The organism is Burkholderia sp. AU27893 (assembly GCF_002223205.1).
Classification (GTDB): domain Bacteria; phylum Pseudomonadota; class Gammaproteobacteria; order Burkholderiales; family Burkholderiaceae; genus Burkholderia.
Map to the genome: position 1 here is coordinate 201,453 of NZ_NKFD01000001.1, position 19,551 is coordinate 221,003.

The 19,551-nt window shown below is 69.4% G+C and carries 20 protein-coding genes; 1 reads left to right on the forward strand and 19 read right to left on the reverse strand.

Going from position 1 to position 19,551, the window contains the following annotated elements; genetic code table 11:
• Positions 1 to 47: 47 nt before the first annotated feature.
• The 13 genes from CFB47_RS00895 to CFB47_RS00955 all read right to left on the reverse strand — a co-directional run bounded on the left by CFB47_RS00895 (position 48) and on the right by CFB47_RS00955 (position 9,261).
• Positions 48 to 728 carry a tail fiber assembly protein gene (locus CFB47_RS00895; RefSeq protein WP_089460280.1) on the reverse strand — a complete coding sequence of 227 codons (681 nt, stop codon included), beginning with the start codon at positions 726 to 728 and terminating at the stop codon, positions 48 to 50.
• A 15-nt stretch (positions 729 to 743) separates the two neighbouring features.
• A complete protein-coding gene (locus tag CFB47_RS00900) occupies positions 744 to 3,410 on the reverse strand; it encodes a phage tail protein (protein WP_089460281.1) in 2,667 nt (888 codons plus the stop codon).
• A 6-nt stretch (positions 3,411 to 3,416) separates the two neighbouring features.
• A complete protein-coding gene (locus tag CFB47_RS00905) occupies positions 3,417 to 3,959 on the reverse strand; it encodes a phage tail protein I (protein WP_089424205.1) in 543 nt (180 codons plus the stop codon).
• Positions 3,952 to 4,866, reverse strand: coding sequence for a baseplate J/gp47 family protein (locus CFB47_RS00910; RefSeq protein ID WP_089460282.1), 915 nt, complete (start codon positions 4,864 to 4,866; stop codon positions 3,952 to 3,954). The genes CFB47_RS00905 and CFB47_RS00910 overlap by 8 nt, the downstream gene beginning before the upstream one ends.
• The gene (locus tag CFB47_RS00915; protein WP_089460283.1) at positions 4,863 to 5,225 is read right to left on the reverse strand and encodes a GPW/gp25 family protein; all 363 of its coding nucleotides are present in this window, start codon (positions 5,223 to 5,225) and stop codon (positions 4,863 to 4,865) included. Before CFB47_RS00915 ends, CFB47_RS00910 begins: the two co-directional genes overlap by 4 nt.
• On the reverse strand, positions 5,222 to 5,908 hold the full coding sequence (locus CFB47_RS00920; protein WP_089460284.1) for a phage baseplate assembly protein V: 687 nt from the start codon (positions 5,906 to 5,908) through the stop codon (positions 5,222 to 5,224). Before CFB47_RS00920 ends, CFB47_RS00915 begins: the two co-directional genes overlap by 4 nt.
• 665 nt (positions 5,909 to 6,573) lie before the next feature.
• The gene (locus CFB47_RS00925) at positions 6,574 to 7,023 is read right to left on the reverse strand and encodes a phage tail protein (protein WP_089460285.1); all 450 of its coding nucleotides are present in this window, start codon (positions 7,021 to 7,023) and stop codon (positions 6,574 to 6,576) included.
• A complete protein-coding gene (lysC, locus tag CFB47_RS41555) occupies positions 7,016 to 7,252 on the reverse strand; it encodes an Rz1-like lysis system protein LysC (RefSeq protein ID WP_226207559.1) in 237 nt (78 codons plus the stop codon). Before lysC ends, CFB47_RS00925 begins: the two co-directional genes overlap by 8 nt.
• The gene (gene lysB / locus CFB47_RS41605) at positions 7,140 to 7,580 is read right to left on the reverse strand and encodes an Rz-like lysis system protein LysB (RefSeq protein WP_089460286.1); all 441 of its coding nucleotides are present in this window, start codon (positions 7,578 to 7,580) and stop codon (positions 7,140 to 7,142) included. The genes lysC and lysB overlap by 113 nt, the downstream gene beginning before the upstream one ends.
• Positions 7,577 to 8,422, reverse strand: coding sequence for an N-acetylmuramidase family protein (locus CFB47_RS00940; RefSeq protein WP_089460287.1), 846 nt, complete (start codon positions 8,420 to 8,422; stop codon positions 7,577 to 7,579). Before CFB47_RS00940 ends, lysB begins: the two co-directional genes overlap by 4 nt.
• A 3-nt stretch (positions 8,423 to 8,425) precedes the next feature.
• Positions 8,426 to 8,692, reverse strand: a complete 267-nt coding sequence (locus tag CFB47_RS00945; RefSeq protein ID WP_089460288.1) for a phage holin family protein — start codon at positions 8,690 to 8,692, stop codon at positions 8,426 to 8,428.
• Between the two features lies 1 nt (position 8,693).
• Positions 8,694 to 9,038: a putative holin gene (locus CFB47_RS00950; RefSeq protein WP_069246837.1), complete on the reverse strand. Its 345-nt coding sequence runs from the start codon at positions 9,036 to 9,038 to the stop codon at positions 8,694 to 8,696.
• A 16-nt stretch (positions 9,039 to 9,054) separates the two neighbouring features.
• The gene (locus CFB47_RS00955) at positions 9,055 to 9,261 is read right to left on the reverse strand and encodes a tail protein X (protein ID WP_089460289.1); all 207 of its coding nucleotides are present in this window, start codon (positions 9,259 to 9,261) and stop codon (positions 9,055 to 9,057) included.
• Between the two features lie 532 nt (positions 9,262 to 9,793).
• Here CFB47_RS00955 and CFB47_RS00960 point away from each other — a divergent pair.
• Complete coding sequence (locus CFB47_RS00960; RefSeq protein WP_089460290.1) at positions 9,794 to 11,341, forward strand: TIGR04222 domain-containing membrane protein; 1,548 nt, start codon at positions 9,794 to 9,796, stop codon at positions 11,339 to 11,341.
• Between the two features lie 70 nt (positions 11,342 to 11,411).
• Here the strand turns inward: CFB47_RS00960 and CFB47_RS00965 are convergent, their stop codons facing one another.
• From CFB47_RS00965 to CFB47_RS00990, 6 genes are read right to left on the reverse strand one after another with little or no spacing between them, the layout of a single operon-like run.
• Positions 11,412 to 14,780 (reverse strand): glycosyltransferase, encoded by a 3,369-nt coding sequence (locus tag CFB47_RS00965; protein WP_089460291.1) that lies wholly within the window; start codon positions 14,778 to 14,780, stop codon positions 11,412 to 11,414.
• 2 nt (positions 14,781 to 14,782) lie between these two features.
• Complete coding sequence (gene rffA, locus CFB47_RS00970; protein WP_089460292.1) at positions 14,783 to 15,940, reverse strand: dTDP-4-amino-4,6-dideoxygalactose transaminase; 1,158 nt, start codon at positions 15,938 to 15,940, stop codon at positions 14,783 to 14,785.
• A gap of 59 nt (positions 15,941 to 15,999) precedes the next feature.
• Positions 16,000 to 16,647, reverse strand: a complete 648-nt coding sequence (locus CFB47_RS00975) for a class I SAM-dependent methyltransferase (protein WP_089460293.1) — start codon at positions 16,645 to 16,647, stop codon at positions 16,000 to 16,002.
• 10 nt (positions 16,648 to 16,657) lie between these two features.
• Positions 16,658 to 17,380, reverse strand: a complete 723-nt coding sequence (locus CFB47_RS00980) for a WbqC family protein (RefSeq protein WP_089460294.1) — start codon at positions 17,378 to 17,380, stop codon at positions 16,658 to 16,660.
• The gene (locus CFB47_RS00985) at positions 17,377 to 18,762 is read right to left on the reverse strand and encodes an FAD-binding oxidoreductase (protein WP_089460295.1); all 1,386 of its coding nucleotides are present in this window, start codon (positions 18,760 to 18,762) and stop codon (positions 17,377 to 17,379) included. The genes CFB47_RS00980 and CFB47_RS00985 overlap by 4 nt, the downstream gene beginning before the upstream one ends.
• The gene (locus CFB47_RS00990; RefSeq protein WP_089460296.1) at positions 18,759 to 19,544 is read right to left on the reverse strand and encodes a class I SAM-dependent methyltransferase; all 786 of its coding nucleotides are present in this window, start codon (positions 19,542 to 19,544) and stop codon (positions 18,759 to 18,761) included. The genes CFB47_RS00985 and CFB47_RS00990 overlap by 4 nt, the downstream gene beginning before the upstream one ends.
• Between the last annotated feature and the right edge of the window lie 7 nt (positions 19,545 to 19,551).

Genomic DNA, 19,551 nt, shown 5'->3' on the forward strand with positions numbered 1-19,551 from the left:
TGTGTGTGCAGATCAGATGAAAGAGAACGGGAGAAATCCCGTGCGGATCAGGCCGCGGGGTCCGCGACCGGAGCTGCAGGTGCGCTGGGTTCGTCGGGCTTCGGCTCAGGCTTCGGTTCCGGTTGGGGATCCGGCTCCGGCTTGGAAGGCGGAGGCGGTACGTACGGCGCCGGCGTAGTCGGCCACGTCACCGCATCGGGGAACGTGTCGGCCTGGACGACCGAAACGAGTGCCATCTGGTAGGCCGACCAGGCCTTGAAGTAATAGACGCCCTCGTCGTCGAGCAGGCCCGCGGCGTAGGCATCGGCCTTGCCGGCGTTCGCCTTGCGGGCGGCTTCGAGTCGTCGCTCGAACTCGGCCATCGCCGCGTCGCGTTTTTCGCGCTCGAGCAGTGCAGCCGGGATCGCCCACGCGCCGTTGATCCACGCATGGCGCGGCGACGGTTGCGGTTCGGTCGTGAGGCCGAGTTCGTCGGGCGTCTTGCCGGCGGTCGCGATTTCGACCGGTTCGCCCGTGTCGGTGCGATAGCAGAGGCGGCCGCGGAAGTCCGGCAGCAGCGTCCACGCGTCGTCGCGATAGAACGGCCAGGTCGTCGGCGTGCGCGCCGGCGGCTCGTCGAACGTCGCCCATGACGGCACGAGCCAGCGTTCGGGGTTGCGCGGATCGGCGTCGGGCTGGCCGCTGCTCAGGTATTCGCCGGTCGACTGGTTGTAGTGGTGAATCAGCATGTTTCGGGGTCCAGGTTAATAAGCGCGGATCAACGCGAGCAGCGCGACGTTGCGCGAACGCGATTCGTTGGCGCCGTCGAGGTTGACGGTGATGGCGTGGCTGTGATTGCCGGCGCCACCGATGCCGACGTTGTGGCCGTGAGTGCCGGCGCCTTCGGTGTTGAATTCGTGGCTGTGACCGCCGGCCGGACTTGTCATCCCCCACACGTTGTCGCCATCGCTGCTGCCGGAGCCCGTGTTGCCGGACCCCCACGTACCCCATGGTGGGCGGTAGACGGAGGGGCTTTCGCCCCACGGCGACACGTGCTGGTGATCGCCGACGCCGGCGGTCCAGCCATGGTGGCCGTGCCAGCCCTGCGAGTCGGTCCACGCGGAGTGCGTGTGGTCGCCCACTGCAGCCGCGCTCGCGATGTGGCCGTGCGAGCGGTTCGCGCTGTCCTGCCACGAGCCGAGGATGCGGTTGGTATCGACACCGCGGGCGTCGTCCCAACACCGGATGAATTCGCCGCGCAGCTCCGGCAGGCGGAACGTCGTCGAGCCGTCGCCGGACGAGAAGTTGGCCCAGAGGCCCTTTGGCCATTCGTCGTCCGTCACCAGCGCACCGCTGGCCTGCGCGTAGGCCCACAGCGCGGGGTAATCGGCGCGCTTGACGAGCGCACCATTCGCCTTCAGGAACCCGGCGCGCACCGACGTGCGCGGCTCGAAGATGATCTGTCCCACAGACGTCGTCGACAGCGCGGCCAGCACCCATTCGGTCGTGGCGAGCGCCTTCGAACGATCGCCCGGTGCAGGTGTCGGGCCCTGCACGGGGGTCTGGAAGACGGTACCGCCCGGCGTGAACGAAACCTGCGGGATCGAGTTGCACGTCACGCCGAACGAGCCGTCGTTGATGTGGTACAGGCCGGTGTCCGGCGCGCCGTCGTTGATGAACGTGAGAGACGGTGCTTTCGCGCTGCCTTCCGACAGGAAAATCCGCTTGCCCGGATCGAACCAGAGATCGCCCGACATCGTGCCGCCCGTCGCGCGATCGAGCGGGGTGAGGTTGCCGGCGTGCCACGCGGGTTTGCCGTCGATGCGGAAAGTGTGGTCTTGCGTGTGAAACGCGAACGAGCCGTTGTCCGCTCCCCACCAGCCAACCGCCTTGTCATTGCCAAAGAGGTAGCCATCGATGGGGCCGAGACGCAGGCGCCCTTCGTCCGGGGAGTTGCCGACCTTCAGCTCGCCGCGAATGGTGGTGTTTCCGCCGATCAAGGTGCCCGCGCCCTGGTCGTCGATCGTGACGCGACCCGTCGCGAGGTTCAGCGTGAAGGGCCGGTAGTCGTTGAACGTGCCGTCCTGATCACCTTTCTTCGTCGACAGCAGATAGACGTTCACGCCGTCGTTGCGCCAGAAGACACCGTAATCACCGTAGACCGCCCGGAAGTGCGCACCACCCGCATCCAGATCGCGCGAGGTCAACCCACCCTTGAAAGTGGCATTTCCTCCGACCTGGATCACGTTCCGGCCGTCGTCGCCCACATCGCCAACGACCAGGCGCTTGGTCACGCTCACGGTTCCCGTGTCGCGTCGAATGAACAGGCGACGCGTTTGGTTGCCGCTGTCGTCAAACGAGTTGATGCCGAAGTGGGAGCCAGCATTGCCGGCGCCCTCCACCGAATCTTCCTTGTATACCGTCCAGCGTACTTTTGACGAGTCCAGATTGGTGAAGAACAGGGTCGCGTAGCCCGTGCCAGAACCCGCTGCCTGAATCGATGATGCCGTGGAGTAGAACGTTCCCGACGCCTTGGCGTTGCCTGCGACCTGTAGCGTCGTGTTGCCGTCGTCCACGCTGCCATTGCCCACGATCACCCGGCCGCCGTACGCGACGCGCACCGCACGCGCCTGGTTCGCGTCGGTCTCTGCGTCGTTGCCGGTCTTGTTGACCCACAGATCGACGTACTCGCGTCCCCACGCGCCGTTGTCGAAGCCCGCCCGCACCGTCGCGATCAGGCGCGTCCCGGTATCGGCGTTGCCGCCGCCGAACGTGCCATGCAGGCGCACGCGGCTTTCCCGCCCGTTCTTGCCGGTCGGCGGACGCACCGTGACATGCGCCGTATCCGGACCCGCATCGAACTCGGTGACGACCGGCCCGGTGAACTTCGCCCCGGTCAACGCCGCATATCGCGACGCCGCGGTTTTCGGCGTCACGGCGCGCGCATCGTCCGCGCCGGCGTTCACTTCCGCCTGCGTCGCCAGCTCGACCACGCCTTGCCGCTCGGTCGTCGCCGGCGGATTGAGGAACGACGCGTCGCCGAACACGAGTTTCGTCGCGTCGATCGCCGTGAACTGCATGTCGGACGACAGCAGCAGCATCGCGGCCGGCGACTTCTCCATGATCGGCGTCGCCTGGCCATAGCTGGCCAGCAGCACGCCGTTCTCGAGATAGAGGCCGAACCCGTACAGCGAGTACTGGTCCGCGGTATCGTCCTTCAGCGTCGTATGAATCGTGTCCGGCGCGACGTTGGCGCCGCCGAAGGACTTGATCCGCTTCAGCTCGTTCGGCAGCTTCGTGAGCCCCTTGTCGGCGACGAACGGCGCGTTCGCCAGGCCGATTTCCACGACCTGGTGGGCGTTCGTGCCGCCGTTGCCGGCAGCGACGAGCGCGGCACGGCCGGCGTCGGTAATGATGATCTGGGTTGCCATGTGCGATCAGTAGTCGGTGAGGTTCAGGCGGCGATAGGCCGCCACGCGCGCGGCGGCGCCGACCGGTTGTCGGCCCCGCATCTCGAAGCCCTGCGTGAACGTGTAGTGCGCCCGTACCGGCTTGGTCCGGTCGATTTCCGCGAGGATGTCGGCGACGTATTCGGCGGTCGGCGGCTGGCCTTCCTGGCCGCTGACGGTCATCACGAGGTCGAACGTGCCGGGCTGGCCCGGCGGGCGCTGCTCGAACCATTCACGCAGGACGATGTTTCCGCCGAAGGCCGCGACGACTTCGCGCACCGCGGCGGCGGTGCCCTTGCGGCGGGCGATCGGAATCGCCTGGCCGACCCGGGCGCGCTTCACGTACTCGGGCCAGTAGTCCTTCCACGCATCGACGCCGAGGTGCCACGCGAGCCACGGCAGCAGGTCGGACCGGATCGCGTCCGGATTCATCAGCGTCGCGAGCGGCGTCGGCACGTCGTCGATGCGCGCGTTCGTCGCGGCGAGCCGGCGCTCGAGCCGCGTCGCGTTCGGCGGGAGGACGTCATTCATTGCTGTACACCCCGCCGTCGATCAGCTCGATTCCGGTGCAATACGGCGCCTGCTGCTTCGTCGCCGGCAGGCCGGCGAGCGGGCTTTCGAGGATCACCTTCTGCACGCCGGCCGCGCGGGCGGCCGCGTAGATCCCGTCGAGCGTGACCTCCATTCCCAGGCGATGCATGGATTCGGTGTACTTCTTCATCGCGCGGTTGGCTTCCGCGAGCGCCACCGCGCGATCCGGGCCCGCAAAGAACACGAGCCGCGCGCGCACCTGGTAGCGCAGGATTTCCGCGCCGCGCACCGTGACCTTGTCGGTGAGCGGCCGCACGTCATCGGCCTGCAGCGCGGCCGCCACCGCGGCGATCAGCGCCGGGTCCGCCGTGCCGTCGCCATCGCGCGCCAGCACCGAGACGAGGACTTCGCACGGCGCCGGGCTGACGGCCGACGCGTCGAGCACGCGGCCGTCCGCGTTGCGTGCGTGCGAAACGTACGCGCCTTCGGGGCCGGCGACGGACAGGCTCTGCGGCGCGAGCTGCGTGCGGGCGCGCAGGTCGGTATCGCTTTCCATGACCGCCGCGACGTCGTGTTCCGGATCGGCGGGCGTGATCGTCAGGCGCCGGATGCCGAACAGCGCGGCGAGATGATCGAGGTCCGTGCCGACCGCATAGGCCAGCATCACGGCGCGCGCGGCGTCGTTCACGCGCTGCCGCAGCACGATCTCGCGGTACGCGTTCTCCTGGAGCAGCTTCACGACCGGCTCCGATTCGAGCGCGAGCGTCGCGGCGATCTCGGCCTGTTCGTCGGCCGGGTAGAGCGACACGAAGCGTGCCTTGCGCGCGGCAAGCAGGGTTTCGTAGTCGATCGTTTCGACGACGTCGGGGGACGGCAGCTGCGAGAGGTCGATCGGCGTCACGCTCATGCCGGGCTCCCGGTCGTCATCGGCACGCGGGTCGACACGGACGTGCCGTTCTCGCCGGTCCAGCCTTCGATGTCGAGATAGACCGACCCGGCGGCCGCATTCGCGTCGTCGGAGGCGAGCACGACGCGGGTGAGCGTCAGGCGCGGCTCCCAGCGCATGAGCGCCGTCGCGACGGCCGCGTACAGCCGGGTGCGCACGGTGCCGTTGCCGGGTGCGTCGATCAGGTCGGGCAGCTCGGAGCCGAACGTGCGGCGCTTCACGCACGACGCGAGCGGCGTCGTCACGATCCTGCCGATCGACTGGTAGAAGTGGTCCAGGCCCGAGATCGAGCGGCCGGTGTTCGCGTTCATGCCTTTCATTGCGGTGCGCTCACGAGTTGTCCATCGCCCTGTTCGCGATGCGTGTGATGCGGGAGGCTGATGCCCTGGGATGTCACTTCGCGGGTGAAGGTGGCCGCGCCGTCGATCTGCATCGTGGCGCCGCCGCCGGCGCCGCCGGTGCCGGTCATGCCCGACTCGAATGCGAACGGGCCCTTGACCGTCATCGCGCCGGTGCAGGTCGTCTGCGGCGCGTCGAACGTGATGCGCTCGGCCTTCACCGTGGCGTCGCGGGTCTGCACGACGACCGAGCCCGGCGCGACGATGCGCACGGTCGCGCCGGCGGGCAACTCGGCCGTGAGCGCATGCGCGGCGTGGTCGTACGTGATGCTCGCGCCGTCGGGGTAGACGCGTGCGTGGGTGTCCGGGCTCGATGCAGGGGCCGGCGCGGCATTCGAATAAACGCCGCGCAGCGCGACGCCCTGCGCCGGATCGCCCATCGGGCAGAGCAGCACGACCTGTTCGCCCGGCGTCGGCGGCAGCCAGTCGCGGGTGCCCCCGGCGGTGCCGGCGACCCACGGAATCCAGTTGGTCTGCAGGCCGCTGCCCTCGGCGTCGGCGTCGCCGACCGAGACGCGGCACAACGCGGCCGCATGGTCGACCGCGAGGATCGTTCCCTTGCGCACCGCGTTGCGTGCCTGCCGTTGAATTTCATTTGCGTCCATGCAGCCATGGTGACGGTCGGGCAGCCACGGCGCGAGCGATGGCCTGTGTCGTCGCGACGAGGACAGCGCGCACCGGATGCCGGCACGAACGCATGCGTCGAGAATCGCATCACCGGTTGGCGTGAGGATGGCGTCGTGCGCCCCGGCGATGGGGTGGCGAGGCTGGAATGCGTGAGCGGAGCGACGTCGCCGCGGCGGCTGGGCGGAGGTGCGACGGGTTGCGTGGCGACGAAATGCAGAGGGGCGTTGTGCGGCGGGACACGAGGATGGGGCGCGCATGGAGGTGTTGCCACGGGCGACGACGTCGACGCGGCGCGCGTCGCCGATGCCGGTCGATTCGAGGGCGATGCACGAGCAGGCGATCGGCGTTGCGATCGCGACATGCAAGTTCGCCACGGCGCGCGAAACGAAGAGGGGGAGACGAGATGTCCGGTAGCGACGCGCAGCCGTTGCGGCGGTGAATGCGGCGGAACACTGCGCACGCACGGTGTTCGTTCGATAGCACGCGGCGTCGATGCCACACGCAGGAAGACGGGCGGCCGCCCGCCGGGCTTACCTGGTGAATGAACGCTGCAGAACACCGTGCACGCACGGTGCACGGCGGTCGTTCGATAGCACGCGGCATCGATGCCGCGTGCAGGAAGACGAGCTGCCGCCCGCCGGGCCTACCTGATCTGCGGCAGCGCGACCCAGGTGAGCGTATTGGCCGGATCGACCAGCGTGTCGTCGACGTGGGTGATCACATGCCTGCCGTCAGGCCCGGTTGCGACATTGACGCTTTCCGTCAGCGCCAGCCGGATCGACAGGTCGACTGCCGCCTGGTCGCGAACGCCGACCTCGAAGGTGATGCCGCTCGTGCGTGCGGCGGGATTCGTCACGAGATCCGGCTGGTTCTGGCGGACCCATTCGACGACCGCGACGAACACCGGATCCGTGTCGCCGGAGAAATTCGTCGCGAGCACGTGGGCCGTGTACCGGTATTCGAACGACGGCGTCAGCGTGCCGGTGGTCGCAATCGATCCTTGCTCGACGAGCACGGTCAGCGCGCCCGGTTCGGTCCCGAGTGACGGGATGGCGGCGACGAGGGCCCGCCGCAGGCTGTCTGGCTTAATCATGCGGATGGGCTCCGTGGCGGGTTGCGGGTGTGCCGGCCTGGCAGGCCGCGATCATGTCGACTTGCGCCGCGCAGGTCGCCCAGGCCGCTTTCGCGAGCGTGAGCGCGGCATCGAGCTCACCGTTGGTGCGGGGCGCGAGCATCGGCAGCGTGCAGGGGCTCACCGCCTGGCACGTATTCGACGTAAGCGTCGGCGCCGGTGAGAGCGGGATGGGCTTGCAGGCGGACAACGTCGTCAGGCAGACGAGTGCCAGCCCAGGCGCGAAGCGCGGCGTTTTCATCGGTCAATCTCCGGTTTTCAAGTCGGGTGGCGTCGAGCTTCGAGGCGATCGCGGCCTGCGAACGGTCGAGCCGCGCCTGCTGCCGCGCGCGCTCGGCGGTGTCCTGGCGCAGGCGCGAGATGACGTCGTCGCGCTCGGCGAGCGCCTGTCGTGCATCGACGAGTTGCTGCCGTGCGGCGCCCAGGTCGGCGCGCAGCGCATGCACGACCAGGGCCGCGGCGGCGCACGCGGCAAGCGCGGCGATGCAGGCGGCGAATTTCGCGGCGAGCCCGTTCATGCGGCGGACGGGGCGCCGGTCGATGAGGATCCGCCCGGCGTCGACGCGGACGGTTGCGACGCATAGCGGTCATAGGCGCGTGCGAGCTTCACGTCGTAGAGGTTCGCCGCGTAGTCGGGGCCGTTGTACGCGCGTGCGAATGCGGCCCACTGGCGGGCGGCGAGCGCGCGGCGCAGCGCGTCGTCGGCCGCGATATAGCGGACGAAGGCGTCGAGATGCCGGGCTTCGCCGCTTTCCATGCACGCGACGAATTCGTCGATGCCGGCATAGCCGAGACGCTCCCAGTGATAGCCCATCACCTGGAACGCGCCCCAGCTCGCAGATTCCCACGCGGCGCCGGCATCGATCGCCTCGGCCGTCGCGAGGCGCGTGTATTCCGCGGCGCCGCCGCTGTAGCCGCCGCGCGTGCGCGACACGATGTCCGGCTGCCGTGCCGCGAACGGTGCGGGATCGATGCCGCGTGCCTGCAGCCGCTTCCAGAACACGTGGCGTTCGAACAGGATCACGGGCCGGCCGTCGGGCAGGAACCCGGCGCCGCGCGACTCGACCTCGTTGACCGCGCGAATGCACGCGAGCGGCACGTCGAGTGTGCGTGCGGCGCGTTCGAGATCGGCGAGCGCGAGGTGGGTCGGATCGCGCCGGCCGGTGGCCAGCGCGGCGCAGGTCTTCGGGCCGGCGATGCCGTCGTCGACGAGGCCGGTGTTCCGTTGCAGCGCGATCACGGCGGCTTCGGTCGCCGCGTCATAGAGGTGCGTGACCTGCACCGGATAGCCGGCGCGGATCAGCCGGCGTTGCAGCAGGCCGACGTCGTCGCCGTGGTCGCCGAGGCGGCGGGTCTTCATGATTCATTCACTCCTGAGCAGGCGGGCGACGTTGCCGCGCGTGCCGCAGACGGACATCGCCAGCAGGACGGCGGTAGCCGCTTCGAAGAAGCCGACGGAGCCGGCATGCAGCAGCAATTCGATCGATGCGCCGCCGGCGACCGCCACGACGATCCACGCGAACCAGGACGCGCGATGCCGGTGCCGCGCGCCGTTGCGCCGGTAGGTGAGCACGCGCACGAGCACGGCGACGTGGGCGCAGAGCGCGATCAGCACGAGCGGGATCGGCATGTCATCCCCCCTTGCGGAACAGCGCGAGCAGGTCCAGCGTCTTGACCCGTTCGATGAGCTGCAGCGTGACGGCGATGACGAGCGCGGCCGCGAAGAACGCGGCGACGCCCGTCGAGTGGATCGGCGTGGCGCCGACGATTTCCGGCGCGGCGAGATAGCCCATCACGAGCGAGATCAGCAGGTACGCGGCGCGCCGTGCGACGCCGATTTCCTTCGACGTGACGACCACGAGCGCGGCGCCCGTGAACGCGCCGATCAGCGCATTACCGTCGATGCCGGGCGCGAGCCCGGCGACGCCGATCGCGGCGGACAGCATCGCGGCGGTGGTGAGGTTCGGTTCGGCCATGCAGGCGATTCCAGGGTCAGTCAAACAGTTGCAGCAACGGCCGTGCGCGCGTGGCGGTGTCGAGCGGCGGCAAGCGGACGGGCGTGCCGGCCGGCAGCACGACGCCGAGGCCGGCGAGCCCGGTATTGGCTTCGAGCACGGTTTCGACGGTGCCGTCCGTGCGGCCGTAGTGGCGCCAGCACAGCGCGTCGACGGTGTCGCCCTGCAGGGTGCGCACGATCATGGCCGGCGCTCCCGATGCGGGAACGCAACGCAGTCGCCGGCCGGCGCGTGGTGGAGGCTTGTCGATGTCGTGCTGCTTGCCATGGCGAGGTCACGGGCAGTGAGGCAGTGGAGAGGGTTCCCATGGTCGAGCTTCGCCGGGCGGCGTTCAACGACACGCATGCGTGGCCTGTGCGGAGACGCAGCGCGGCGCGTGTCGCGGCGGGCATCGGGCCTTACGCTTTCCGTGCGGGTGTTCGATCGTTGCTTGATGGGCGCGTCGCGGGCGGGTGCGCCGTGCGCCGTGCAGCCGGATTGCAGCTGGCGTGAGCCGGGGCGGCCTTGATTGACCTTGTGCAGCCTTGGTTTTGCGCGGTGCGACGCGTGCCGGGCCCTTGCGGGGCAAGGGCGGGGGGAGCGTAGGTAAAACTCCGAAGGCAGGGGTTGCCGATGCACAGCATGCGCCTGCCGCCGCACCGTCATGCGAGAATCCCCCGCAACGACCACTCCAAGCGACGATCGCGGCGGCCGTCCGCGCATCGCGCCGACTCTCGATGGCTGACATCCTGTCTACCCCGACCGCAGTCGATGCCCGCGCGCTGACCGATGCGCAGCAGGCACTGCTCGCGCGTCTGCACGCCTATTCCCCCGACGATCCGACCGCGCCGCTGCCGTACAGCCGGCGCCTGGCCGAAGCCGAAGGCTGGTCGCATGCGCATGCGCTGGCCGTGATCGACGAATACAAGCGCTTCGCGTTCCTCGCGCAGGCGGCCGGACACCCGGTCACACCGTCGCACGCCGTCGACGCCGCTTGGCACCTGCACCTCCAATACACCCGCGAATACTGGGACGTGTTCTGCGCGGACGTGCTGCGCGCGCCGCTGCATCACGTGCCGGGCGCGGGCGCGCCCGACGAGGCCGCGCAGTACGCGCGGCACTACCGGCAGACGCTCGACAGCTACCGCAGGCTGTTCGGCTGCGCGCCGCCCGAAGCGATCTGGCCGCGCCCCGTGACCGAGCCGGACGTGCCCGCCGACGCCCCGATGCAGCGCGCAGCACTGCGCGACGGCCCGTCGAGCGAGCCTGCCGCGCGCCCGCGACGCTGGCGGCGCATCGCGAAGTTCGCGTGGCCGACGGCGGCGATCAGCGTCGCGGCGACCTGCGCGAGCGCGAGCGATTTCAATGTGCTGGACTTCTCGGGGCCGGACTTTCTCGGGTTGTTCTACGTGCCGCTCTGCATCGCCGCGCTGCTGCTGATCGCCGGCCTGCAATGGATCGAATACCGCCGCCGTGCGTGGGGAACGCGCGCCCCCGAATCGGCGCCCGACCTGAGCGCGGAGGAAGCGGCTTATCTCGCGGGCGGCGGTGCGCGGATGGCGCAGGTCGCGATGCTGTCGCTCGCGCATGCCGGTGCGATCGAGCTGCGGATGAGCAAGGGCCACGACGCGCGGGTGCGGATCGGCGATCCGCTACACGCAGGCGCGTATGGCGCCGACTGGGAATGGCTGAGGCGGCAACCCGGCGGCGAGACGAGCTGCCACGCGTTTCGTCAGCGTCTCGCGTGGCGCGAAGCCGACTGCGCCGCAGCGTTGCAGCGCAAAGGCTGGCTCTGGGCGCCGGGCGAGATGCGGGCGACGCGGATGGCCGCGCGCGCGATCCTGCTGCTCGTGTTCGGCGCGGGCGCGGCGAAGCTCGCGGTCGGCCTGAGCCGCGGCCGGCCCGTGCTGTTGCTGATGATCGTCATGGCGGCGTTCATGGTCGCGTACCACTTCATGGTCGAACGCCTGCCCGGCGTCGGGTGCGGCGGCATGACGCGCGGCGGCGAGGCGGCGCTCGACGCGCACCGCGACCAACGCCGGGGCGACCGCGCGACGCCGGACGGGCTCCTGTGGACGGCCGCACTATTCGGCGCCGGCGCGCTCGCCGGCACTGTGTGGGCCGCGCATTCGAAAGTGCTGATGGCGCCGCCGCCCGTTGCCGTGAATACCGGCGGGTCGAGCGGTTCGTTCGACTCGGGCGCCGGAGACAGCAGCAGTTCGAGTTCGTGCAGTTCGTCGAGCTCATGCAGCTCGAGCAGTTGCGGCGGCTGTTCGAGCAACTGAGCACAGCGCACGCTGCCGGGATAGCGCGCCGGGCCGCCAGCGTCAGGCAGGCGGCACGGCGCGCGCCGACTTACGCGATCTCGGCATCGGCGGGCGTGCATGCCAGCGCGGCATGCACGTCGCCCGCCTCGACGATCAGCGTCCAGTCGAACGCCGGCAGTGCGCAGACCTGCTCGACGGTGGCCGCGTACTCGTGCGCGGGCGCGTGCAGGTAGCGCACCTTGTCGGTCCATTCGGGCAGCGGCGCCTGCGACGAGGTCACCACGACCGCCAGCAGATCCTGCTCCGGCCGCCGTGCGATGTCCTGCAGGCTCAGCCGGACCTTGTCGAGGTCGCCGTCGGCGTCCAGGATCAGCGCGCCGGGGATCGGCACATCGGGGCGGCCGGGCGGGTTGCCGATCGCGCCTTTGTCGATGCACTGCTGATACACATGGCGATAGCGCGGCAGCGCCTGCTGCAGCGCGTGATGCTTGCGGACCTTCGCCTGCGCCGTGCGCGCGAGCCTGCGACGCAGCGCCGGGTTCGCGATCAGCCGGTCGAGCGCGTCGACCCACGCCTGCGGCGCATCCGGGACCAGCAGGCCGTCACAGCCGTCGTGCAGCGCGAAGCGATAGGCCGGCCGGTCGCTGACGATCGAGGCGATGCCGGCCGCCGCGTATTCCTGCCACTGGATCGTGCTCGTACCGGCGTTGTAGTCGTGGTCGGCGAGCGGCAGCAGCGCGATGTCCCAGCGCCGTTCCGGCAGGCGTTGCGCGTGCGTGTCGTAGTCGTGAAGCTCGGGCTCGCACCCGGCGGCCGGGTGGCCGGCCCAGCCCGGCGGGACGTCCGCGCCGACGAAACTCACCCTGACCTTGCCGGGATGGCGCGCGCAGATCGCGTGCAGCGCTGCGTCGACGAGCGCGAAGTTGTCGGCGCGCAGCGACGCGCCGGCGATGCCGATCGTCACGCAGTCGTCGCCGCGCGCCGTCACGGGCCGGTAGAACCGGTCGAAGTCCACGCTGTCGGGCAGCACGTGAACGCGCGGGTGCGACAGCCGGTAGCGGCTGGCGATGAACGGCGTGGATACGATCACGGCGTCCGCGTTGCGCAGCACGAGCTCGATCCCCGCGCGGGCCATCCCGCCTTGCGCGGCGAGCGGATGCGTGGCCGGCAGGGCGGTCAGCAGGTCGTCGGTCTCGTAGATCACCGGCTTTTCATGCTTGAAGATCGTGTACAGGTCGTTGCCCGTCAGCATGCCGGGCGTCAGCCGGTGCAGCAGGATGGCGTCGGCCGTGGCCAGCACGCTGCTGTCGATCTGGCCGTCCCGGATGCCCGGGACGAGTTCCCATTCGTCGTTCAGCAGACCGAACGGCAGCGTGAGGCGAATTCGCGACGACGCGGATGCGTCCGGGTCGATCGAATACACGATCAGGCGTTTGCGGCGCGGTGCGGCGTCGGCAGTCGCGGCGACGGGCGCCAGCGTCCGGTTCTCCGCCAGCAGCCGCGCGTACAGCGCACCGTGGCGCGCGGCGTTGCGGCCGATGTCGTGCTGCGCGCGGATCGCATCCTGCGCGGCCGCGACGAGTTGCGCGCGGGTGTCCGGATGCTCGATCAGGTGCGCGATCGCGTCGATCCACGCGTCGGCGGTGTCGGCGACGAGCCAGCCCGTGCTGCCGTGGACAACCGGGCCGCCTTGCGCCGGCGTGGCGACGAGCACCGTGGCCGCGCCGGCCGCCGAGCATTCGAGCCATGCGCGCGGCGGCGCATCGTCGTGCAACGTGACCGGCGCCGCGACCAGCGCGATGTCGAGGTCCGCGCGCTTCAGCGCGTCGGCGTAGCTACCGTAAGGGGCAGGCTCCGCGATCAGCGTGACGTCCGGTTCGAGGTCCCAGCCGGCCGGCAGCGCCGCGCCGACGAACGACACCCGGAGCTTCCCCGGAAACCGCCGGCGGAGCTCGGCCAGCGCGTGGCGGACCTGCTCGAGACGCGCGCCGTCGAGCCCGGTGCCGGAAACCGCGAGGTTCACGTGGTCGCGCATGCCGGGCGCCGCGCGGTGCAGACGCTCGAGATCGACGCCGGTCGGCAGCGCGTGGACCGAGGCGTTGACATGACGGTACTCCCGCACCAGCGCTTCCGACGGCACGACGATCGCATGCGCACGCTGCACGGCGCTGCGGATGCCTGCCTTGCGGCGCGCGTTGTCGGCCGCGCCGGGGAGGTCGGCGAGCAGCGTGTCGAGCGGCACGTCGATGTCGAGGATGACTGGCTTGCCGAGCGAGAACAGGTGTTCCAGCGTGGCGGCGGACAGCAGGCCCGGCGTGTCGCCCTGCAGCACGATCAGGTTCGCGCGCTGCAGCGCGTCGGGATCGATGCCGGCTGGCGTGACCGGGAACGTCAGTGCCCATTCGCGGTCCAGCCGCGCGAACGGCTGCGCGAAGCGCAGGCTGGTGCGCGCGTGATCGGCCGGTTCGGCGGTGACGACCGCGATGCAAGAGCGTGACGCGGACGCGGGCTGCCCCTGGGCGGCGGCGCCCGTCGCGACGGCCTGCGCATCCAGCTTGTCCGCGTGGGCCTGGGTCCGCTCGACGAAGTGCTGCAACTGCTGCCAGAACGTCTCCTCTTCCTTCAGGTAGACGCTGCGCGCTTCGTGGACGGTGGCCTTTGCGTGGGCGATCTCGTGTTCGTCGAGTCCCCACGCGATGCCCTTGCCGTCCATCACCCACCGGGTCGGCTCCGACAGCGACGCGTCGTTCATGATGCACACGACCGGGCAGCCGCACAGCAGCGCTTCGAACACGGCCGTGGACCATTCGTACGTGTACAAGCACTCGACCTGTCGGAACAGCGCCGCGAGTTCGTGCGCCGAACGTTCCGGCACGCGGGTCGAGATTTCGATCGACTCGGCGGTGACCGGATGCAGCGTGCCGCCGCGCCGCAGATGGCGATTGATGAAGACGGCCGTGCCGTTGCGGCGGGCGTCGTCGACACCGTCGCTGTTGAAGATGCGCGTGTCGACCAGCGGCATGCGCAGCAGGTCCGCCTGCCATTCTTCGGGCACGAGCGACGGCCCGAACGTGAAGACGAGGTCGTCCGGCTGCAGCGTGATCGGTTCGCCGTTGATGCGGCCGGGCTCGGCCAGCAGGTAGCGCACGACGCAGCGCGCGTTGAGCGGGTTGCCGGTGACGACGTCCGGGTAGACGACGATCGGGCTGCGGTTCGCGCGGGCATGCATCTGTGCGATGTCGTTGGTCAGCGGCGGTGTGCGCAGCTCGGGATGCACGACCGCCGTGCAGACGTACGCTTCGTGGCCGAGCTGGTTCAGCACGTGGCACAGGTAGTGCATCGCGCGAATCCCGCCGGAGGTTTGCCGGAAATTCGGCGCGAGTATGTAGTACGGGTGGTCGAGTCGCGTAAAGATGCGCGAACCGCTGTGCGCCACGCCAGGTGTGGGAGTCGTCATCGTTATCGGGTGCGGTAGAAATCGAAGACCACGTCGAGGATGCGATCCTGTTCGGCTTCGGTCATGTCGTGGTACAGCGGTAGCCGGACGAGCCGGTCGGCGACGAGGTCCGTCACCGCCATGCCGGACCCGCAGCGCCCGTAGCGCTGGCCGGCCGGCGAACTGTGCAGCGGCACGTAGTGGAACACCGCGTTCACGCCCACCGCGCGGATCTGCTGCAGCAGCGCGGTGCGTTCGGCGAGGTCGCGTGCGAGGAAATAGAACATGTGGCCGTTGCCGCGCTCGGCGAGCGAAATCGCGGGCAGCTCGATCAGCCCGTCCGCGTGCAGCGGCTGCAGCGCGTCCTGGTAGCGCTGCACGGTCGCGCGCCGCTGCGCGGTGATCACGTCCGCGTGCTCGAACTGCGCGTACAGGAATGCCGCGATCAGCTCGCCCGGCAGGAACGACGAGCCGACGTCGACCCAGGTGTACTTGTCGACCTGCCCGCGGAAGAACTGACTGCGGTTGGTGCCCTTCTCGCGGATGATCTCCGCGCGCTCGACGAGGCGCGGGTCGTTGACCAGCAGCGCGCCGCCTTCGCCCGAGATCACGTTCTTGGTCTCGTGGAAGCTGAGGCACGCGAGGTGGCCGAGGCTGCCGAGCGGCTTGCCGTTCCACGTCGACTGCAGCGCCTGGGCGGCGTCCTCGATCACCCACAGGTCGTGGTCGGCCGCGAGTTGCCCGATCACGTCCATGTCGCAGGCGACGCCCGCGTAGTGCACCGGCACGATCGCGCGCGTGCGCCGGGTGATCGCGGCGGCGATCTGCGTCTCGTCGAGATTCAGCGTGTCGCGGCGGATGTCGACGAACACCGGCGTCGCGCCGCGCAGCACGAACGCGTTGGCGGTCGACACGAACGTGTAGGACGGCATGATCACTTCGTCGCCGGGCTGCACGTCGGCGAGGATCGCGGCCATCTCGAGCGCGGCCGTGCACGAGTGCGTGAGCAGCGCGCGCTGGCAGCCGATGCGCGCTTCGAGCCAGCGGTGGCAGAGCTTCGTGAACGCCTGATCGCCGGCGAGGCCGCCCTGCTCGACCGCTTTCGCGATGTAGTAGAGCTCCTTGCCGACCACGAACGGGCGGCCGAACGGAATGCAGTCGAGGTTGGGTGGGCCGAACATGGTCAGGCTCCGCATCAAGGGGTGGGACGTCCGGCCGCGCGGCTCGCGCGCGGCGCCGCTCAGGTGTCCTTGCGGACGAGAATCGTGAATTCGTACAGCCCGTAGTCGTGCAGCAGCGCGACGTGGCGCGAATAGCGGCGCTTGCAGCGATCGAACAGCGCGCACGGGTCCGCGTAGTACAGGAGGTCCGGGCGCATGAACGGCGGATCGGAATACGACGTCAGGCAGTTGAACGAGAAGCCCAGTCGGCTCGTCGCGTGCAGCGTGTCGAGCGTCGCGTGGATGTAGTCGAGCCACGCGTCGTCGCCGTGACCGCGCCTGACGTTGAAGATGCCGGATGCGATCCCGTAGTCCGACGCGGCCTGCGGCACCGCGCCGACATGAAACGCGACGTTCGCGTCGTCGCGGTAGCGCTGCCGCGCGGCGTCGACCATGTCGGACGAGATGTCGTAGCCCGCATACGCGAAGCCGTCCGGCAGCGCGCGCGCCTTCAGGAAATCGACCAGCGCGCCGTAGCCGCAGCCGATGTCGTTCACCGAATGGCCGCCGGACGCGGGCAGGATCTTCGTCAGTTGTTCGAAGCGCAGGAACTGGCCGGTTTCGCCGTTCCAGTCGACGCCGCGCGCGGTCGCGCCGTGCTCCGCCAGCCGCGCGCTGTAGTACGCGGCCACTTCTTCCAGCAGGCTCGCATGCGGGGATTCGCTCATGGACATCGCCTCAGTCTTTCGAGGTCAGCGCGTACCGGCGCGCTTCGGGACCGCAGTTGAACAGCACGTCGAGCACCGTCACGCCGTGGACGAAGTCGCCCCACTGCTGCGGATACTCGGGATAGGCCGGATAGTCGAACCAGCGCACCGCGACGCCGGCATCGGCGAACAGGTTCTCGTCGAGGTAGCTGCGCGCGGCCGGGCCGGACAGGTACTCGGTCGCGCCCGCCTGCACGCACAGGTTCAGCAGCTTCTCGGTGCGGTCGCCGTGCAGCGCATAGTCCGACGTCGACGACACGCGCGTGCCGATCTCCAGTTGCCGGAGGACCCACGTCAGCATCGCGACATTCAGCTCGCTCAGCATCCCGTAGGTGCGGCCGGTGTAGAGCGCTTCGAGCTCGTCCGCATAGCGGGCGAAGTGCGGCGCGCGCGCGTAGTTCTGCTGCAGGGCCTTCCAGTGCAGCGGCGCCCAGTCGGCGCCGTCGATCTCGGTTTCGCGGATCGACTGGTGATACTTGCCCTTCACCTTCACCGGCACGCTCAGCCATTGCACGCCCTGCGGCGTCTTGATCTGGTTGCGGTTGCGCCAGTCGCGGCGCGTGTACTGCGCGTCGTCGTAGAGGATGAACTCGTCGCTGGCGGCGATCAGGTCGAAGTAGCCCTTCCACGGAATGTAGTTGGACTGGACGATCGCCACCCGCTTCGCGTCGCGGTTCATGGTCGCACCGCTCATGCTGGAATGTGGCCGTACCGGTACATGTCGACGAGCTCGGGCGGAATGCCCCAGTCCGTCGCGCCCAGCTTGTCGTGCAGCGCCTCGAGATCCGTACGGATCGCGTTCTGGAGCTGTTCGACCATGCGGTTGCGCGCCGGCACGAAGTCGTGCTGGTACGCGGCGTTGATCTGATGGCGTACCGTCTTCGCGATCGCGGCCTCGCGCGTCATGTTGCGGATCAGCTTGCGTTCGGGCGCGAGTTCCGCGTAGCGCGGATCGATCGGCTCGCCGCGCATCGCCGCGACGAGATCGCGGCACAGCACCGGCGACAGGTGGAAGCCGTCACGCTTGGTGCCGCCGAGAATCCACAGGTCGCGCACGCTGGTTTCGCCGAACAGCGGATACAGGTCGGACGTCGTCGGCCGCCAGCCGACGTTGACGTTGAGCAGGTTCGCGCGCGAGAAGCGGGTGTTGATCTGGTCCATCGCGGACTTCAGCAGCGTGTACGCGCTGCCGGCGTGGCCGTGGTCGTGCGGCACCGGGCTGATGTAATTGCTGGCGCCGACGAGGGTCCGGTCAGGCCCGTGCGGCGCCGAATACACGCCGCACGCGAGGCCGCGGTTGGTCGTGCGCACGCAGTGTGTGTGCACGTTCTCCGCGCTCTGCAGTTCGATCGACATGCCGATGCCGTAGAACATCCGCTGCACCGGCAGCTCGGGCAGGCTCGCCTGCAGCACGCGCGTCACGTTGGCGCCGTTGCAGAGGATGAAGCGGTCCGCGCCGAGCACGCTGCCATCGGACAGGCGGGCTCCGGTGACGCGTCCGGCCGCGGTGTCGAGCCGCTCGACCTCGGCGTCGACGAAGCGCACGTTGCCGGCTTGCGCGACCGACTCGGTCAGCGCGTCGAGAAACTGTTTCGGATTGACCCAGCCTTCGCGCTTCAGGAAGACCGCCTTCAGCGCGCGATAGCGCGGGTCCGGATGATAGTTCGGGATGCCTGACGGATCGACTGCCTCGCAGGGCTCCTCGAATTCGCGACAGAACCGCTGCATGGCCGCGAAGTTCTCGTCGTCGAGCGCGTCGGTCGCCGCGTTGTTCAGCACGAAGGTGCCGAAGCCGTACGCGATCGCGCGCGCCGGCGTGCAGATTTCGGCGAATACGGCGGGCCAGGCCGCCGTCGCGCCACGGCTCAGCTCGAACTTGAAGCGGTCGATCGGCGTGCCGAGCGAATCGCCTTCCAGCTCGGTAAACGAATTGAGCATCGCCGCCGCGGCGCGCGTGGCCGAGCCGGGCCGATGCGCGTGGCCGACGATCACGAGCTCGACGCCCGGGTCCGCCCGCTGCCATGCGCGGGCCGTCATCAGGCCGAGAATGCCGTTGCCGAGGATCGCGATTTTCATTTGCGTGTGCCTCCACCCTCGGGGAATGACAGGTAGCACAGCGACGGATAGGCCGCCGCCTTGTGGATCTGGTGCGGACGGTTGCCGAGCAGGTCGCGCAGGTAATGGATGCCTTCCGCGGGCAGCTGGCCGCCGCGGGTGAGCTGCCAGAACGCGACGATGCCGCCGGGCACCAGCCGCTCCATCACCGCGTCGAACGCGTGCCGGGTCGGCTCGATCACGTTCAGGTCGAACCACGCGAGCGCGACCATCTCGCCGGGATGCGCTTCGCCGAATGCCGCCAGCGTGTTGCGACAGTCGCCTTCCCACACGTGGTGCTTGTCATGCACGTGCCCCATCGCGTTGCTGCGCTCGTGCAGGTTCAGCAGCTTGCGCAGCAGGTCGGCGTACTCGCCGGACAGCGAGTACGTGCCGTCGGAGAACAGCTTGCGGTCGCGCGTGTCGTGTTCGGCGAAGCCCGTGTAGCCGGTGAACGTATCGAATGCGTGGATGCGGCGCTGGAAGTTCAGCGGCTCGAGAATCGCGCGGAAGTTCTCGCACAGCACGGCGGTCTGCCCGCGCCACGTGCCGAGATCGAGGATCGCGCCCGGCAGCGGCACGATTTTTTGATAGATCTCGAAGGTCGCGAGAATGCGTGCGAGGAGCGAGCCGCGCACGAACAGGCCGAGCGACCGTTCCAGTTCCTCGCGCGTCGCGGGGTAGGTCTGCATCAGGTCGAACAGTTCGCGGCGCGCCGCGAGCTGATCGCCATCTGCGTTGGTGATGATCGCTGATTCGTGCATACACAGG

Excerpts from the sequence above, each read along its gene's own strand:
- CFB47_RS00895 (WP_089460280.1), bottom strand. The coding sequence starts at position 728 with ATGCTGATTCACCACTACAACCAGTCGACCGGCGAATACCTGAGCAGC.
- CFB47_RS00900 (WP_089460281.1), bottom strand. The coding sequence starts at position 3,410 with ATGGCAACCCAGATCATCATTACCGACGCCGGCCGTGCCGCGCTCGTC.
- CFB47_RS00905 (WP_089424205.1), bottom strand. The coding sequence starts at position 3,959 with ATGAATGACGTCCTCCCGCCGAACGCGACGCGGCTCGAGCGCCGGCTC.
- CFB47_RS00910 (WP_089460282.1), bottom strand. The coding sequence starts at position 4,866 with ATGAGCGTGACGCCGATCGACCTCTCGCAGCTGCCGTCCCCCGACGTC.
- CFB47_RS00915 (WP_089460283.1), bottom strand. The coding sequence starts at position 5,225 with ATGAAAGGCATGAACGCGAACACCGGCCGCTCGATCTCGGGCCTGGAC.
- CFB47_RS00920 (WP_089460284.1), bottom strand. The coding sequence starts at position 5,908 with ATGGACGCAAATGAAATTCAACGGCAGGCACGCAACGCGGTGCGCAAG.
- CFB47_RS00925 (WP_089460285.1), bottom strand. The coding sequence starts at position 7,023 with ATGATTAAGCCAGACAGCCTGCGGCGGGCCCTCGTCGCCGCCATCCCG.
- lysB (WP_089460286.1), bottom strand. The coding sequence starts at position 7,580 with ATGAACGGGCTCGCCGCGAAATTCGCCGCCTGCATCGCCGCGCTTGCC.
- CFB47_RS00940 (WP_089460287.1), bottom strand. The coding sequence starts at position 8,422 with ATGAAGACCCGCCGCCTCGGCGACCACGGCGACGACGTCGGCCTGCTG.
- CFB47_RS00945 (WP_089460288.1), bottom strand. The coding sequence starts at position 8,692 with ATGCCGATCCCGCTCGTGCTGATCGCGCTCTGCGCCCACGTCGCCGTG.
- CFB47_RS00950 (WP_069246837.1), bottom strand. The coding sequence starts at position 9,038 with ATGGCCGAACCGAACCTCACCACCGCCGCGATGCTGTCCGCCGCGATC.
- CFB47_RS00955 (WP_089460289.1), bottom strand. The coding sequence starts at position 9,261 with ATGATCGTGCGCACCCTGCAGGGCGACACCGTCGACGCGCTGTGCTGG.
- CFB47_RS00960 (WP_089460290.1), top strand. The coding sequence starts at position 9,794 with ATGGCTGACATCCTGTCTACCCCGACCGCAGTCGATGCCCGCGCGCTG.
- CFB47_RS00965 (WP_089460291.1), bottom strand. The coding sequence starts at position 14,780 with ATGACGACTCCCACACCTGGCGTGGCGCACAGCGGTTCGCGCATCTTT.
- rffA (WP_089460292.1), bottom strand. The coding sequence starts at position 15,940 with ATGTTCGGCCCACCCAACCTCGACTGCATTCCGTTCGGCCGCCCGTTC.
- CFB47_RS00975 (WP_089460293.1), bottom strand. The coding sequence starts at position 16,647 with ATGAGCGAATCCCCGCATGCGAGCCTGCTGGAAGAAGTGGCCGCGTAC.
- CFB47_RS00980 (WP_089460294.1), bottom strand. The coding sequence starts at position 17,380 with ATGAGCGGTGCGACCATGAACCGCGACGCGAAGCGGGTGGCGATCGTC.
- CFB47_RS00985 (WP_089460295.1), bottom strand. The coding sequence starts at position 18,762 with ATGAAAATCGCGATCCTCGGCAACGGCATTCTCGGCCTGATGACGGCC.
- CFB47_RS00990 (WP_089460296.1), bottom strand. The coding sequence starts at position 19,544 with ATGCACGAATCAGCGATCATCACCAACGCAGATGGCGATCAGCTCGCG.